This window comes from Nonlabens sp. (genome assembly GCF_039941875.1).
GTDB lineage: Bacteria > Bacteroidota > Bacteroidia > Flavobacteriales > Flavobacteriaceae > Nonlabens.
Genome location: NZ_JBDVDQ010000011.1, coordinates 72,610 through 89,790, shown reverse-complemented (window position 1 = coordinate 89,790; position 17,181 = coordinate 72,610). Strand labels below are relative to the sequence as shown.

Here is a 17,181-nt window from a genome sequence, read left to right as displayed (position 1 = left end):
GGTATAAGATTACCGTTTTTCGTTAAGTCGCTGGAAATATGGGATTATAAACAGAAGAACGAGATCGTTAATGAAAAGATTCTCTTCTAGCCTGCACTGATTCAAAATCCTACGTAATCTAGAACTCTGTTTTAAACATTATTATTTAGGTCGCTTTTAAAGAGATCTCTTAATGTACTTTTAAAAAAATAAGAATTTAAATGGCTAAATGAGGGATACCGTAAAAATTTATCAAATCGCTCCTTTATGTTTGTACCGTTAGATTAATCAGAAGGTTAATTTATATTAAGGGGAAACTAAAGCACATACTTTTAAGTATGTGCTTTTTAATTATAATCGAGATTTTGATTTTATACCAACCCACCAAATAAAACATGACATGCTACAAAGGCAATAACAGAAAGAATAATACCAATTAAGAAAACATGAAAAGAATGTCTTAATAATTTGAATTTATGATTCATGGTTTTACCTAAATGAAAAGTATCTTTCGCAATGGTTTTATATAACTCATCACCTTCATTCATTAACGAGGTGATTTCATTTACATAATCATCTTCTTCCATATTCTGAAAATTCCCATAGAACATCAAATTTCTAGATTTTTCATTTCCATGAACTAATTCTGGACGCGTTGCAAAAATTGCGAAAGTTATAGAAGCCAGATTAGTAAATAACATCATAACCACTGGATAAATAAGGTGTGGATCATTTTTAAGCTGTCCCATTACCGTACCTAGAATCAATGATAAAATCAACGCATTAATAGAAATCAAGATATTAGATTTTTTATCTATCATCGAGTTTAATGTGTACTGATTTTTAGAAAGTAGCCTAAATAAAGTCTCTACACCACGCTCTGATCTAGGTTCTAATTTAGCAAGTTTTTTCTTGAGTGCTTTTAACTTCTCCTTATCCACATTTAATTCGGTCATTAAATATTTCTCTTCTTCTTTTCTTATCTGTTTATCACTCATGAGATGTTGTTATCTACTTATGTATTAAGATGCTAAAAATACCTGAATAGCTTCTTTGAAAAATGTAGTTGCCTGACTAGCAGTCTCACCTGCCGCAGGTAAAATAGCTCCCTTAAATCCTTCTTTACTCCATTTACCTCTAGATAAATCTGCATAATTTGCAGTTTCCATCTGTCCGTTATTGTTATAACCACTAATATAGAAATAATGAACTGGACTCACTGAATCAGGTATAGCTAGACCAAAACCTATGGATATATCACTATCTGGAAACTGTGTATAAATACCAGAATCAAAATGATGCGGCCACACTCTTATACTCGTATTCAAATTGAAGTCTGCATTTATTCGCTCTAGGCTTAATTGAATTTCCGTTCTTAAGTTTTTTAAATCTACTAATTCTTTAGGATCTTCTAACTTAAATGTGAATGAGCTATCTATTTGATAAGGTAAGTCATAATGTAGATTATAAGAATACGTTTTATTTAATGCCTTTTGAGCAGTCTCTGTAATCCATTTTAAAACATCTTCATGTGTAGACCCATCCAGGTTATAAACTATAGAGCCCGATTGTGATTTCCATTCTAGTGAAAAGTCCAGGTAGTTTAAAAACAATTGGTCTCCATGGTCAGATAAAAGATGTGTTTCTAAACTACCTCTTTCTTTATCAAAACCCAGATTAGTATGACTATCATCTGCTTTTTTTTCTAAGAAACTTATTCCTGCAGCTGCTAGATATTGAGCAGCTAGATGCATTTGCTTTTTCATTATTTTATTTTTTAAATTCCAGCGTAATTAATACCTGTTAATAAGTGCATATCTCTATCAAATGTTGATAGGTCCTCTTGATTAAACTTTGTTATATCATCATATCCACACGCTCTCGCTACTACTTTAATAAGGTTATTTGTTGCGTCAAAATAGTTGTGTAATTGCTTTGCAGAGCTGTCTATAATTAAACGACCACGCAATGATTCTTTTTGAGTTGCTATACCTACTGGACAGTTATTACTACCACAAGCACGCATTCCTAAACAACCTATGGCTTGTAGTGCAGAGTTAGATACCGCTATAGCATCTGCTCCTAACATTAGTGCTTTAGAAAAATCTTCGGCAACTCTTAATCCTCCAGTAATAACTAAAGTTACATCTGTAGCGCCCACTTTATCCAGATATTTACGTGCTCTAGCAAGTGCTGGAATAGTAGGTACGTTGATATGATCCCTTAATATCGTAGGAGCAGATCCTGTTCCACCTCCACGACCATCGAGTATAATGTAATCTACGCCTACATCTAGCGCAAACTGAATGTCCTTTTCTATATGGCTGGCTGCGATCTTAAATCCTATTGGGATTCCACCGGTGCGTTCTCTTACCGCTTTCGCGAAAGCTTTAAAATCATCTACCCCATGAAACGCAGGAAAAGTCGCAGGAGATATAGCCGTCTCTCCTTCTTTAAGTCCTCTTACCTCAGCAATTTCCTTACTTACCTTACTACCAGGTAAATGTCCACCTGTTCCTGTTTTTGCACCTTGCCCTCCTTTAAAATGGAACGCCTGTACATTATCTAATTTATCCCAAGAAAAACCGAATTGAGCCGAAGCCAATTCATAGAAATATTTTGAATTACTAGCCTGTTCTTCTGGTAACATACCTCCTTCTCCAGAGCATATTCCTGTACCGGCTAGTTGTGCTCCCTTAGACAAAGCTATTTTTGCCTCACGCGACAAGGCTCCAAAACTCATATCACTTACAAATAGAGGAATATCAAGTACTAGCGGCTTTTTTGCATTAGGGCCTATTACTACTTCAGTTGCAACCTCATCCTCATCTAACAAAGGTCTGGTAGCTAATTGTGCTGGTAAAAATTGAATGTCGTTCCATTGCGGCAGTGTGTTTCTATCCACACCCATGGATGCAGAAAAACCATGATGACCTATGTTTTTCAATCCGTTTTGAGCTAATTCTTTTATATAACCAGTATAAGGTTCTGTTTCTTCTGGGTGCGTGTCTGCATAGGCACCTAGATAACTATCTCTATTAAATGGTTGTGGATTATTAACTAGATAAGCGTCTATTTCAAACTCATCTACCATTAAATCATCACCTTCTATTTTAGTAGAAAATTTATGTAAAACTTCCTTATTATTATACTCTGACACGCCAGAATCAACTCTATAATCCCAACCATGTACACCACAAATAAGGTTATGACCGTCTACATGACCGTCGGACATTAAAGCGCCTCTGTGTAAACATCTACCATATAATACAGAGATATCATCATCAAACATGACTATTACTAGATCCAGTCCATTAACTAGTGCATGAACAGGTTGTTTATTTATTAACTGACTTATTTGCGCTATAACTTTTGCTTTTTTCATAAGTATCTATTGTATCGATTAATGATTAATTTTAAAATGCAAACCCTAAGACAAAAGAGATTTGCCCACCGTCTGAACTACCGTAATATCCTAAGTTTGCTGTAAATGTGTCCAATCCACTTATCCAAAAAGATCCTCCTACACTGTTGTGCCATTTATCTGAAGTATCGTTTTCTTCCCAAACACGTCCATAATCAAACCCACCTGTAATACCATATTTGAATGGTAATACACTTGTTTTAAATTTACCAAGTTCTAACCTTACATCTGTATTATGATAAGCGGCATATTTACCTATAAATCTTTCTTTTCTAAATCCTCTAAGACTAGCGCCTCCACCTATTTGTGCAGCATGATACAGTTCAAAGTTATCTCCTAAAATAGCATCACCTCCTATTTTTGAAGCTAATACTAACGTTGCACTTCTGTTAAGTCTGTGGTCTATTGCAAGGTGTGGTTTTAAATAACCGAATTTATTATCAGATCCTGCGCCACCATCTACGTTTGCTTTGTAACCTGCTGTAAGACCTACATCTAGTCCCATAGTAGGATAAGCCGCGTCGTCCTTATTTTTATAAGAATAATTCACCTCTGCACCTACATAAGTTTGCTCTTCAAAAAGAGAAGCGTTTGCTGGTAAGGTATTTATAAATCTATCTGCCACATTTTCTACTTCAAAAGTTTCTATTAATGGTTTAAAGTAGAAAGAACCGCCGTCTCTACCTTTCCATATTAAAGAAATAGCAGCACTCCACTCTCTTATACTCACACGGTTAAAATCTATCTCTACAGCATCTTTATCATATGTAGACTCGTTTCCAAAACCAAAGAAGTTCTGTGCAAAATTAGGACTGGTATATTTTCCTTCTACCCCAAAATTCCAATTATGAAAAATATTAGAAAACTCTCCTTTATAACCTATATCATATCCAGAATTACCTGTGTAGTAAGAAGCACTTAAACTGTGCTTAGTAGTAAATGGATTGCGTTGTAAACCATAGGTAGTAAAATTATCTACAAAACCTATTTGAAGTCCATCATCTGCATTTACTCCTATAACTGGTATTATTTGATTGATGCTGTACTTTCTTTTTTTATAATCGTAGTTATTGATTTCATAATCATCAACTAACCATTTTTTTGATTTTTTATTTACAATGGTATTGTTTTTACCTGCGTAGTCATAAATTTTAACCTTCTTAGTATTGTCAAAGTTATAAGTGTCATTTTTCTTCCCACCCATGATTTTAATTTTGATCAAATCTTTTCCTTCACCAGTAACATTAAAAGTGTCTTTACCATCTAAACCGTATAACCAGATCTCCTTAGTTTCTTCTTTATTAAAAGTTCTATTAAACACTCCTAAATCTTTTCTTTGAACACTTAACGTGGTCTCTCCATTAGGCAGTCGTACAATCTCAAAAACATCGGCCTTATTAGTTCCGGTAACTACCTGATGTCTATTTACATAACTGTAATACTCTTGTGCTATCTTAACTATATTACCACGTCTACCTTTTAATTTTCTTTTAATATCTTCAATAGTTTGTCCTTTAATCTCTTCTGGCAAGTTTTTAAAGGCTTCTTCTATAATCTCGTCTGTCATCCCATTTTGTAATGCTAGCGCTTCTCTCTCCCAATCTTGCCAGTTAGACTGATTAATAAATGTCATATCTAATGGGTAAGGTTCAAAACTAAACCACTTAGGACTAGGCAATTCTTCATCAAATGATTGCATCATACGTATACTAGGAATCGCAAAACGTAAAAAACTTAACATACTCCCGTCAAAAACAGAAAAAGCTTGATCTCGGTCTCTAGGTATAGGTTTACATAATTCTGTACCATCGTCATTTTTGTACAAAGCCCAACGCCATTGATCCTCATGTCTATCCCAGTCACCTATAAGCATATCAAATAAACGTGCCCTGATGTAAGAAGGCTCGTCTACTACTTCTTTTCCTGTCTTTTGGATTTCTTGTAAAACGTCTGCAGTACTTAATATTTTATCTGGCTTACCAAAACTAGCTAGATCTACATGATGAGATTCTACGCGCTCTTCAATAAGGTATAATTCATCACCATACTCGTCGTTATAAACGCCTAATTTTTCTTGTTTAGGAATGTAATACAATTCAGGATTTGTATGAAAAACATCAACAGCATCTGCCAGTGTACCAATAGTCGTAGGTGTATAAGGATGTGCGGTTGTATAGAAATCATGTAAGAAGCCGTCTGCATAACTGTCTTCTAAATCTTCTTCTACATATTTATCTTTAAATGCTGTAGACTGTAAGAATTTAATAGCACTTTTACGTAAAGCACGCATTACATATTGCTTACCATCTTTAGTTTCTAGTCTTAAAGATTTAGATTGATGTCCACCACCACGTCGAACTGGTGTCAAGCCTCCATATAAAGTATCTATAAATGCCACTTTAGCATCTACTGGTTTACTATAAAACTCTCTATAGTGATCACCCCAAACGGCTTTATAAAACTTGCTTTTGTCTGTTTCTTCTTCAGAATAAACGGTGGATGTATATGTTTTATCAAAACTACTTTCATCTTTAAAGTCTGTAAACAATTCATCTTTAACTGGTCGTATAACCTCTATAGTACGAGGTGATTCAACACCTTGAAAAGATACATTTACAGCACCACCTTTTAATAAATCTATACGTACATACCCATTTTCACTAGATGAATAATCATCTTCACTTACAGGAGATGCCTTTGTTGTTTTACCAGCAGCTCCACTTATAATTTGTGGAACACCGAATTTATTTATGTACTGTAAATTTGCATCGTGACCAGACACAAAAAAGATATTATCAGTCTGTCTAGCTAGAGTTATGATTCGATTTCTAAACTTTCTATTTTGTTTATTTTGAAAATCATTTAATGAAGTACCTCCTACTCTAGCTAAAAAACCGTCTTTAGTATTTGAAAAAATAGGATGATGAGATGCTACCATGATTGTTTTTCCTTGCGCTTTTTTGATGATACTTTCAAACTCTAAGAAAAACTGAGTCTTGTTTTTTATATCACAATCTTCATTTAAATAAATATGATCATTCCAGTCTTCTAAAAACCATTGTGAATCGATAGTAATTAAGACCACATCATCAGTAAGGTCTTTATCTTTGATCGGACAACCATCATTGGGATAAAACTTTGCATCACTATTCTTTTGAATATGCTTTTCTAAGTCTCTAACACCTTTATGTCCATAAGTTGCCCATTCATTATTTCCAGGAGCAAAGTAAACATCTCCATGAAACTTTGATACTTCATTTAATTGAGCATCTACAAAAGGGGTTTCATCCTTTGAATAGCCTTTTTCATGCACCGCATTACCTAGCAGTAACATTTTTGATTTCTTTAATGTACTGGCTTCTTTATTAATTTGTTTAATAACGGTAAGATCGCTTGCCGAGCTAGTATTTGCAGTTACAAAAACAGATGTCTCTACTTTTTGTCCCAGAGCCGAAAAGCTTGCTAATACAGCTAAACCAAATATTGTATTTTTAATTGAATTAAGGGGATTCATACTATTTAAGATTATCACGTTTAAAGTGAAGAGTTATTAATTTAAAATAAAATTATCATCAAGTTAAAAGCCTACAGAAGCTTTTATTGAATTACTGACCGTTGATATTTGTTTTGAGTTATAATCGATCAATTGATCCTTTCTCATAGTACTCATAACATTACTTACCGTCTGTCTGGATGTACTAGTTAAATTTGATATATCTTTATGTGACAATAAGTTTTTTGCAGTAAACGAACCGTCATTATTTTCCTCACCAAATTCCTTTATATAATAAAAAACAAATTCCTTTATTCTGGTGGAACTGTCTTTATATAATAGATCACCTAAACGTGTTTCTAGTTTTTTTATTCGCAGTCCTTGAATCTTTATCAATCCATTCTTGAGAGATGAATGTTTTTCCATTAACTCCTGCATTATATCAGAATCAATAAAACATATAATGGACTCTTCTAAAGCATAAGCTACTTCTTTAATCGTCTTACCTTCTTCAAACAATGATAACTCACCGAAAATATTACCACGTTTTACAATACATTTTACATTACCAGAAGAACCATCTACTATTTTAACAGTGCCTTTTTTGAGAAAAAAAATACAGTTCTTATTTAACTTATCAAATTCTATACGCGCCCCTTTATCTATATTCTCCATTTCAAGAATACCACTCAACTGCATCATCGAAGTCTTACTTAATTTACTAAATAAATTAAACCCTTCTAAAAACCAATACTTTGTAAACCTATTCAAAATCGATATTTTATGTTATAAAATAAAATTAAACTAATTATTAATGAATTAGGTGTAGTATAAACCCTATTCTTACTTCACACGACATTCTAATTAATTTATGGTCCATTTATTTACGAAATACCCAAATAACTTAAGAAATTAAAAAGATTTGTAAAATTTAAAAGTCTCATTTTAAAAAAGTTTGAACAACCTTTCAAAATGAGACTCTTAAAAGCAAAAAAAATCTAATTAAAGTTTGGTTATTTTTAGGTAACTACTGTCAGAAAGTAAACCTCCCACAGCAACACCACTAGTTATTACAAAGTCTATTTCTTCAGAAGCATCGGTTATTGTAACTATAGCAGACTGTGTATTCACTCCAGTAACAACTACTCCTAAACCCAGTCCTAAGGATATAGTATTTGCCGACCCAGCTATAGAAGTAGGACAAACTATACCATCTACACGAACATCCCAGCCTAATAATAAGTTAGGAGTTGTACTAAGCTTAGATTCTATCTCGTAATTACCTGGCGGCAAATGCAATTTATCACCTACAAAATAAGACCCTAGAATATTGTTGAATTTTAAATCTGGGAAATTGAAAACCGTATTAACTATTCCTATCGATCCTCCTGATTTACCACAAAGCATGGTACTGTTCTCAACCATAACTTTAGACCAATTGGATGAAGAACCACTCCAAAAATAAAACCCAGGAGGATTACTATCTGCTGTAGTTGTCAAATACACTAACATACCGTCTTGATCACTAGTAGGATCAACAAGTGGAAAAGCATCTATACGAGGTACTAATATACCGTCCGTATTTTCTGGTGCAGCAGGATTTGCAACTCCTATATCTAGGGTTGCTTTAGGTACTTCTGTATTGATTCCTACTTGTGCATTACAAAATAAAGTTACAATGAATAAAATCGAGAATATTGTTATAGTTTTCATGATAGTTGAATTGGTTTATGACAAAAAAGATATTTTAGATAGGTATTTACATTAATTAGATTAAAACCTAATTAAAACGATTAAATACATAATATCGATACAATTTTAAATAAACAAGACAATAAAACCAAGTTTGATTATGAATTACACACTATAATTAACGATTGTTAAAATAAAAATCCGACCAAAAGTAATCAGTCGTTAAATGGTCAAGTAATAATACTCATATTAAAAAAATAAAACGATTTTTTTAAGGTACTTGAAGAGTAAATTAGATCTAAAAAACCGACTTATCTGAAAATATTAAAAATCCTAAAATTAATTACATCTCTTGCAATAAAGCTTGCAATAAATGTTCTGTGTCATAAGGTTTTACAATAATGGAGTTCACACCATGACAGTACACCTCTTTCTCTGGATCAACAAAATTAGTAGCAGTAAGAGCTATTATAGGTGTCTCTACATCAAACTCTCTTATTCTTCGAGTTGCTTCTATACCATTCATGACTGGCATGTTTATATCCATAAGAATAAAATCAAAGATTTCTTTCTCCACAATATCCACAGCCTCTTTTCCATTACTAGCCGTAAGGTGAACCAAACCATGTTGTTCTAATACTTTTTGAGTTACTAGTTGATTTATCTTATTATCATCTACTATCAACACCCTTTTACCTTCTAGCGATTTAATATCTGTAGATCTAACATCTTTTTTAATGCCTTCTAAACAACCTACTTTAACATCTAGTATAAAGGAGAATGTAGTTCCTACATTATAAACACTATTCATTTCTAGTGAAGTTCCTAATATGCTTAATATTTTATTAACAATGGGTAAACCTAAACCTGTTCCAGTTACCTCCTCATCAAAAGAATCTTTGACTTGTGTAAACTCTTCAAAAACTCCTTTTTGATGATCTGGATGTATGCCTTTACCGGAATCTTTTACTTCAAAGTATAATTTTAAATTATCTTTTAAACACTCCTTTTTAACTACCGTTAATGATATAAAGCCGTCTTCTGTAAACTTACTAGCATTACTCATCAAATTCATAAGTACCTGAGATAGTTTAGTTTGGTCACCATATAACAATGTTGGTATTTCTGGATCTAAAGACTTTGTAATTATATTATTATGTTTTTCATTTAAGAAAGTAAACGTTTGTATAATATTATTTAATAAAATAGATAGATTAAAATGAACCTCTGTTAATCTATGTCCTTCTTTAGAGGAGAATTTATTAATGTGAAGCACATCATTAACTAGAGCAAGTAAATAATCTGCAGAAAATTTTAACGACTTAAATTCAGTTTTAAAATCTGCTAGTCTAGGGTCCTTTAAAAAGGTAGCAGATAAGCCAACAATGCCATAAAGCGGAGTGCGCAATTCATGACTAATAGTAGATAAGAATCTCGTATTACTATTAGCTAGCTTTTCTGACTTTTCTTTAGCTTCTAAATATTGTTTATTTTTTGTAATTAAACCTTTTACCAGTCTGTCTCTTTTATTTTTTGCTTTTAAAAGTAAAATAGCTACTAATAAAAGTAAAGCTGCAACAACTATAAAAAACAATAAAAACATTTTACCTACCGATGCTTTTTGAGTAACTAGTTGATTTTCTAATTGAGATTCTCTTAAATCTTGAACTACGTTATCTAAATGAAGTTCTACTCTCGCTATTTGCTGTTGTTTAACCGTTTCCTTCTCATTTCTTAGATCTTTTAAAGAATCATAAACTTTATGCACTTCATTTAGTTTCTTATAATCTTTAACAGCTTCGTAACCTGCCATTAAATGCTTATAGTTTCCAAATTTATAATTCTCATCAATATATTGTTGATACTTGAGAGATTCTAATGTAAGACCGATGGACTCTTGAGGTTTATTTTCTAATAAAGCTAGACCAGCCTTAATATAAGTTGTAGTGCCTATAAAAGTATTGCGACGATTATCCATTTCTTTCAGATCGATTTGATCTTCTATCTTTTCTAGAAAATGTTTAGTTAGTTCTACGTTGTCTAGACCTAAATATAACTCTGCTAGATTATGATTAATAATAAAATTGAGTTGGACAGAATTACTACCCTTATATTTATAATCTAATCCTTTTTTAAAATAGCCAGCGGCTTTGCTCCTATCTTCTGTAAAATAAGTATTACCTAAATTAACATACATGGTTACTAAACCTAGTGTATCGTGTTTCTTTTCTGCAAGTGCAAGTGCTTGAGAAAAAAACACATCTGCCCTTTCTAGATCGTCTAATCTAACAAAGGCATTACCTAATAAATTGCGCAATTTTAATTCTGTTTCATAAGAATCTATTTCTTTTGCATTTGCAATTAAATCTGGTGTTTCTTGAAGTATTTTTTCATAGACTCCATCATTAAAATAATTACTTAATACTTTAGTGACTGAATCTAATTCTTTCTGATTAAAATTAGAACTTACTTTGTACCCTTGAGCGTACGGATGTAGGTTATCAGAGTATTGAGCAGTAGAATTGCTTACTTTAAATAGAACTAAGAAAAAAGTAATAAAATAAAGGATTATCCTCATTTTTAAATTAATAAATTAAAAATTAAAAACTTACTCACCTAAGCTACTATTAATTAAGTGATAAATTAACAATTAAATGCATTATAAAAAGAATGTTAATTAAAAACACATTTAAAAAAATCAACACTCTTTATATCAACGTTTTAAACTAAAATTTAAAATTAATAAATTGACACTTAAACGACACTATTTCTAGCTATACATTATTAAAAGTCCTTTTTTTACCTAAAAACAGAATTAATATGTTAAAAAAAACATATATAATACAAAAAAAATCTAACCTAGATTGCTTCTTCAGTTTTTAAATAAAGATCGCCTCTTATTATAATCACGCTTTCGCGAAAGCGTAAAAACAAAAAACCCTAAATAACTTTCTTACTTCTATATTACTAGAAATAAGATGATCATTTAGGGGATTGTGAAGATAAGAATATTTGAAATAATTTTTATAATAAATATTATTAAGAAAAAACTTAATTTATTTTTTTTTGAGACAATTTTCTAACTCATAAAACAGTAACTACATTCTAGAACGCTCATTTTATAACATGCATTTATATAAAAATTAATCACCCTTAAATTAGCAGACAATAAAACGGCTGTAAATAAATTTTACAGCCGTCTAAAAATATGTGAGTCTATTTTATTCTTTTACATCTTTCAATAATTCTAAAATAGCTCGATCTAATTGTTGATCGATACCATTATCGATCTTACCAGGCATATTCTTAACCGTAATTAAAGGATCTGTCTGGTTGTTTTCCATCCAGTTTCCATTAATATCCTTTGCACTTATAGGTACCACTCCCCAATAAGAACCGTCCGGTAAACCTTCCCAACCTGCAAAACTACAAGTTCCTGGTGTAGGCATACCTACTGTTTTACCTATTTTAAGATCTGTATAACCACAAGCAAAACAATGTCCATCACTATATTGAGCCTCATTAATCATCGCTAGTGTAGGTTTAACCCATCTAGAAGTAGGCTCTCCTCCCACTACTTTGTCCTCTGTCTCGTAGGTAATAAATGGTGTGCCCGTAAAGAACATGGCAAGGTCTGCAACGAGGTCACCACCACCATTAAAACGAGTATCAATAATCATCGCTTTGCGGTCAAAGTATTTACCCATCATCTTTTCATAGATGTCGCGATAAGGTCCATCACCCATACCTGGAATATGTACATAACCTAGTTGCCCATTACTTTTCTTAGTAACTTCTTCTTCATTTTGTTTTACCCATCTTTTATAAAGAAGACCATTTTGAGCACCTAGACTTATAGGTTTTACCGTAATAGTCTTATTCTTTTTACTCTCAGGATCGTTAATTTCTAATAACGTAAATTTTCCTGATTTACGGTTTAAATACTGTGCTATATCTTTATTAGCCCTTACTGTCTCGCCATCTATTTTTTCAATGATCATTCCTGGTTTAATATCAAAACCAGACTTATCTAGTGGACCACCTTTTATTACTTCAGTTATCAGAATACCATCTGTTTTATGATCATAATCCATGAAAATACCTAATGAGGCAGTAGCATCTTTATTCTTCATAGCGATACTCGCACCACCAGCGCCTGCATGAGAGACATTAAGTTCTCCTAGCATTTCTGACAGTAGTTCTGTAAACTCATGACTATTACCTACATATGGTAAATGCTTACCGTATTCTTTTTTCATTAAATCCCAGTCTATACCATGAAAATCTGGATGATAAAAAATAGCATTAGTACGTATCCATACATGATTAAACATGGCCTGACGCTCTGCAACGGCATCATATTCCATCTCTCCAGATATTTTTACTCCTGTTTTTTTATTTTTACCTAGATCTATTTTAGAAATACGCCCACTACTCAATAGAAACAGGTTTTTCTGTTCTTTATCCCATTGTAAACTACCAGAAGAGGCGTTAAGTTTTATCGCCATCTTAGTTTCCTTAGTTCGCAGGTCTGTCATCCATAGGTTTAATTTACCTTCAAACCTAGTTAGGTAGTACAATTTGCTACCGTCTTTAGATAGTATCGCATCTCTGAGGCTAGAAGAGTGAATAGTAAAACGTTTTGTTCTATCCTTCATCTCATCCCAGTCAAATTCTAGATTCTTTATAGTATCCTTCTTTTTCCCTTTATCTCCTTTTTTCTTCTTCTTATCTTTTTTCTTATCGTCATCTTCTTTCTTTGAGTCGTCAGAAAGTTTCTTTATTTCTTTTTGAAGTGCATATTCTTCTTTGCTTAAGTTGAACTCATCCCACGCTTCTTGTGTAAAAAACATACTATACACATCGCTTTGAGAAGAACCGCTAGTCGCATAAGATTTTAAACCATCACGATTAGAAAACCATATCATTTGCTTACCACCATTCACCCATTGTGGGCTAGAATCATAATAACCACTCTCATTAAGGTTTACTCTTTTAGACCCATCTGCCGCGAGTAAAAGCACCTCACTATTGTTAAGCGATAAACCCCAATCCATAAGCAGCCACTTACTATCTGGACTCCAAGTAAAATTTTTATCTCCATCTCTCATATGGAATAAATCTTTAGGTGTCATTAGAGTAACCTCATCACCACTTTTTACATCTTTTATTTTAAGAGTACGTCGATCTTCTATAAAAGCAAGTTTCTTACCATCTGGTGAGTATTTTGCTAGATAATTATCCTTGCCATTTTCTAGTACAGCGGTTTCCTTTATTAGTGTAGAAGCAAAGAAAAATGGTTCTTCTTTACGCGTTTTTTCTGTTTTATAGATACTCCATTTACCATTGCGCTCACTACTGTAAACTATTGATTTACCATCTGGTCCCCAGGTTACAAAACTTTCTGCCTCTGGCGTGTTAGTAATTCTCTTAGTAAAAGACTCTTCTACAGAGGTTACAAAAACTTCTCCTCTAGCTATAAAAGCAATTTCTTTACCATCTGGTGACACTTCCATTTCACTCACACCACCATTAATAGATATAAATTTATCGCTATTACTTATGGCTTGTGTAGTAATATTTACTTGAAGTTTTTTAGGAGCTTCTCCTTCTTTCATAGTATAAAGTTTACCATCTTGACTGAAACTCAAAATTCCATTACCATAAGAGAGAAAACGCACCGGATGTAAATCAAATGATGTCAACTGCTCTCTTTTAGAATTATCTGCCAGATATACTTTAAAGATGTTAAAATTACCGCTGCTTTCGCTTAAATAATAAAACGCGTCTTCAGTATCATTAAAGACCGGCATTCTATCTTCTCCTTTATAGCCAGTAAGCATTTTATGCGTGTTAGTTACAACATCATAACTCCATATATCTCTAGCAATACTCGACTCTTGGTGTTTTCTCCATATATTCTCACCACCTTTTTTGTCATGGTATAAAATCGTTTTACCGTCTTTGCTCATGTTTAAAAATTCTGCAGGAATAGTAAATACTTGATCTACTCTACCTCCAGTAACTGGCACTTTGTAAACTTCTGGTTGTGATCCTGTAGGATACTGTCTGTGATTTACGGCATCCATACGCACCGCACCGAATAGAACCTCTTTATCGTCATGAGAAAAAGTAAACGGTTGCTCGTCTGTAGAATGATAGGTAAGTCTAGTCGCAGCACCTCCATTTGCACTCATTACATAGATGTCAAAATTACCATAACGGTTAGACGCAAACGCTATTTGAGAACCGTCTTTACTCCATACCGCCTGGTAATCATGCGCCTCATGAAAGGTTAACTGCTGCGCATCTCCTCCTTGAGAGCCTACCTTATATAAATCTCCTTTATAAGTAAAAACGATTTGAGAACCATCTGGTGATATGGTATTGTGACGCAGCCATCCTGCATCTTGTTGTGCGTGAACTGCTATTACAGTAAATAGCAATACCCAAGTAAAAATGGATTTCATAAATTTAAATTATTGGTTTGGAATGATGTCATTAGTTACTCTAATAGACTCGATCTAGATTAAAAAGTTACACTTTACAATTGAATAAAATATTAAAAGTGGGATACGTGTTCCGCTTTCGCGAAAGCGTAATTAAAATCAATTATCATTCTACTATTCTAGCCCTGAGTATCGAGATAAACCCAGTGCTCATTTTCCTTACAAAAACGAGAGTTTTCTTCTATAATCTGCACACTTCCATTTTCTATGAAAAATGCTTTAAAATAAACAGTCCCTATAGCGTCACTTGCCGTTCCTGCAGTATGATTAATGACGTCTAGTTTTACCCATTCTACAGTTCTGGTCCATCGTTCAGTTTCCTTATCATCTCTCTTTGATGGTCTCGTACTGCTGTGATGACTCTTGCTTAAATAATCTATATTACCGAGAACAAAGGCGCTATATCTAGACCTCATCAACTCTTGAGCTGTTGTTGCTTTAAAAATATCCTGATGTACTTTTTTACAACAGTCTTTATAAAATTTTTCTGGGTTACAAGGACATTTCATGTTATTTGCTTTTTACTTTTAATTAAGTAAGTCTTTATTCTCACGTATTCTATAAGCCTGTTCCATTCCTAAAAACTCAGGATCTCCATGCTTCTCTGACCAGAAGCCGTCTAATAAATCTGTAGACAGACATTTATAAACCACTACTCCTTTAAAAATAGTAGCATCTTCTCCTTTATAATTAAAATTTATCACGAGTATTTGATCTTTAAAAAAGCCTGTTCCTTGTTGCAATTGGTTACCGCTTATGCGCCATTGCGCGATAATTCTGTTATTAGAATCGATAGACAATGTAAGTTCTCCTTCATAACTGCTCTTTAAAGCGTCTTGATTATGACCTTTTATAGTGTAATTTCCTGCTAGATCTCCTACAGTCATGCTTTTCTGTTTTTAATGCAAATGTAAGTTCTATCGCTTTGACATCTATAACAACTACCTTTGCAACTATATTAAATGACCATGGCTAAGAAAGGAAGAGAAAAGAACACAAAAAATAAAGGAAAGCACAGTGTTCTAGTAGAACGTGTAAAGAACAAAAAACGCAAAGAAAAAGAAGACCGTAAGGCCAGACTTAAGGCTATTACAAAAGCGGCTCAAAAAGCCAGTCAAGAAGAAAAATAGTATTTAATTAAGATAAATGAACTGTTTCATCTCTTTTAATAACTTCTTTTTATCAATTAGTGAGCTAAAACTGTTCTAATTTTGAGTAGTTTTAATCCTCTATTTAAATGTCATTAAAAAATTTCTTTTTGTTTTTATCTACCAGCCTATTGCTAAGCAGTTGCTCTGTAAAAAAGTTTAAGAACTTAGATTATAAAGCACCGCAAATAAAAGAAACACCTGCACCTACTTTAAATGTTTTTTCTAAGAGAAAACCTGCAGACTCTTTACAACCTGTATTAATTTTTGTCTATGGTGGTAACTGGAACAGTGGTAAAAAAGAAATTTATAACCGTATAGGTCGCAACTTTGCAGCCAATGATGTTACTGTAGTAATACCTGATTATACTAAAAGTCCTGTCGCTAGTTATGATGACATGACGGTACAAATAGCGCAGGCTATTAAATGGACACAAGAAAACATTAAAGACTATTCTGGAGACCCTAACCAGATTTATATAACTGGTCACAGCGCAGGTGGACATTTAGGTGCGCTTGCGGTAATGAATAAAAAATACCAAATAGAACCTAACCTTATAAAAGGCATTATACTTAATGATGCTGCTGGTCTAGATATGTACACCTATTTTTTAGAAAATAAACCTACAGAAAAAGACGATTATATAAGTACTTGGACTCTCAATCCTGAAACATGGAAAGAAGCCTCTCCTTACTATTATATAAATGAGACTACACCAGAAATTAAAATATATAACGGTACAAAGACTTATCCTTCTATTTTAGAAGGTAATGAGTTGTTTCTTGAGAAACTAGAAGATTACCAGCCCGAGGCACATATTAATTATTTGGATAAAAAACATTCTGCTATGGTGATACAAATGTTTTTTCCATGGAATGACATGATAGACGAGATAGTAGATTTCATGAAGAAATAAATTAAATCCATCCAGCAGG

At 32.9% G+C, this 17,181-nt stretch carries 12 protein-coding genes; 2 read left to right on the top strand and 10 right to left on the bottom strand.

Annotation, left to right across the window (positions count from 1 at the left end):
* Window positions 1–350 precede the first annotated feature (350 nt).
* The 10 genes from ABJF08_RS06835 to ABJF08_RS06790 form a co-directional block, all read right to left on the bottom strand.
* The gene (locus tag ABJF08_RS06835) at window positions 351–977 is read right to left on the bottom strand and encodes a Pycsar system effector family protein (RefSeq protein ID WP_348115339.1); all 627 of its coding nucleotides are present in this window, start codon (window positions 975–977) and stop codon (window positions 351–353) included.
* 24 nt (window positions 978–1,001) lie between these two features.
* Window positions 1,002–1,745: a hypothetical protein gene (locus ABJF08_RS06830; RefSeq protein ID WP_348115338.1), complete on the bottom strand. Its 744-nt coding sequence runs from the start codon at window positions 1,743–1,745 to the stop codon at window positions 1,002–1,004.
* 11 nt (window positions 1,746–1,756) lie between these two features.
* Complete coding sequence (locus ABJF08_RS06825) at window positions 1,757–3,364, bottom strand: glutamate synthase-related protein (protein ID WP_348115337.1); 1,608 nt, start codon at window positions 3,362–3,364, stop codon at window positions 1,757–1,759.
* A 31-nt stretch (window positions 3,365–3,395) separates the two neighbouring features.
* Window positions 3,396–6,917, bottom strand: coding sequence for a metallophosphatase (locus tag ABJF08_RS06820; RefSeq protein WP_348115336.1), 3,522 nt, complete (start codon window positions 6,915–6,917; stop codon window positions 3,396–3,398).
* A 63-nt stretch (window positions 6,918–6,980) separates the two neighbouring features.
* On the bottom strand, window positions 6,981–7,667 hold the full coding sequence (locus ABJF08_RS06815; protein ID WP_348115335.1) for a Crp/Fnr family transcriptional regulator: 687 nt from the start codon (window positions 7,665–7,667) through the stop codon (window positions 6,981–6,983).
* Between the two features lie 231 nt (window positions 7,668–7,898).
* Window positions 7,899–8,609 (bottom strand): hypothetical protein, encoded by a 711-nt coding sequence (locus ABJF08_RS06810; RefSeq protein WP_348115334.1) that lies wholly within the window; start codon window positions 8,607–8,609, stop codon window positions 7,899–7,901.
* A 322-nt stretch (window positions 8,610–8,931) separates the two neighbouring features.
* A complete protein-coding gene (locus ABJF08_RS06805; RefSeq protein ID WP_348115333.1) occupies window positions 8,932–11,166 on the bottom strand; it encodes a response regulator in 2,235 nt (744 codons plus the stop codon).
* Between the two features lie 643 nt (window positions 11,167–11,809).
* Window positions 11,810–15,058 (bottom strand): S41 family peptidase, encoded by a 3,249-nt coding sequence (locus ABJF08_RS06800; protein ID WP_348115331.1) that lies wholly within the window; start codon window positions 15,056–15,058, stop codon window positions 11,810–11,812.
* Window positions 15,059–15,216: 158 nt separating this feature from the next.
* Window positions 15,217–15,606: a YchJ family metal-binding protein gene (locus tag ABJF08_RS06795; RefSeq protein WP_348115329.1), complete on the bottom strand. Its 390-nt coding sequence runs from the start codon at window positions 15,604–15,606 to the stop codon at window positions 15,217–15,219.
* 18 nt (window positions 15,607–15,624) lie between these two features.
* Window positions 15,625–15,984 carry a hypothetical protein gene (locus tag ABJF08_RS06790; protein WP_348115328.1) on the bottom strand — a complete coding sequence of 120 codons (360 nt, stop codon included), beginning with the start codon at window positions 15,982–15,984 and terminating at the stop codon, window positions 15,625–15,627.
* 81 nt (window positions 15,985–16,065) lie between these two features.
* Here ABJF08_RS06790 and ABJF08_RS06785 point away from each other — a divergent pair, with 81 nt between their 5' ends.
* Both ABJF08_RS06785 and ABJF08_RS06780 read left to right on the top strand, forming a co-directional pair.
* On the top strand, window positions 16,066–16,227 hold the full coding sequence (locus tag ABJF08_RS06785; RefSeq protein WP_170034564.1) for a hypothetical protein: 162 nt from the start codon (window positions 16,066–16,068) through the stop codon (window positions 16,225–16,227).
* Between the two features lie 107 nt (window positions 16,228–16,334).
* Entirely contained in the window at window positions 16,335–17,162 is an 828-nt protein-coding gene (locus ABJF08_RS06780; protein WP_348115327.1) for an alpha/beta hydrolase, read from the top strand.
* Window positions 17,163–17,181: the final 19 nt, after the last annotated feature.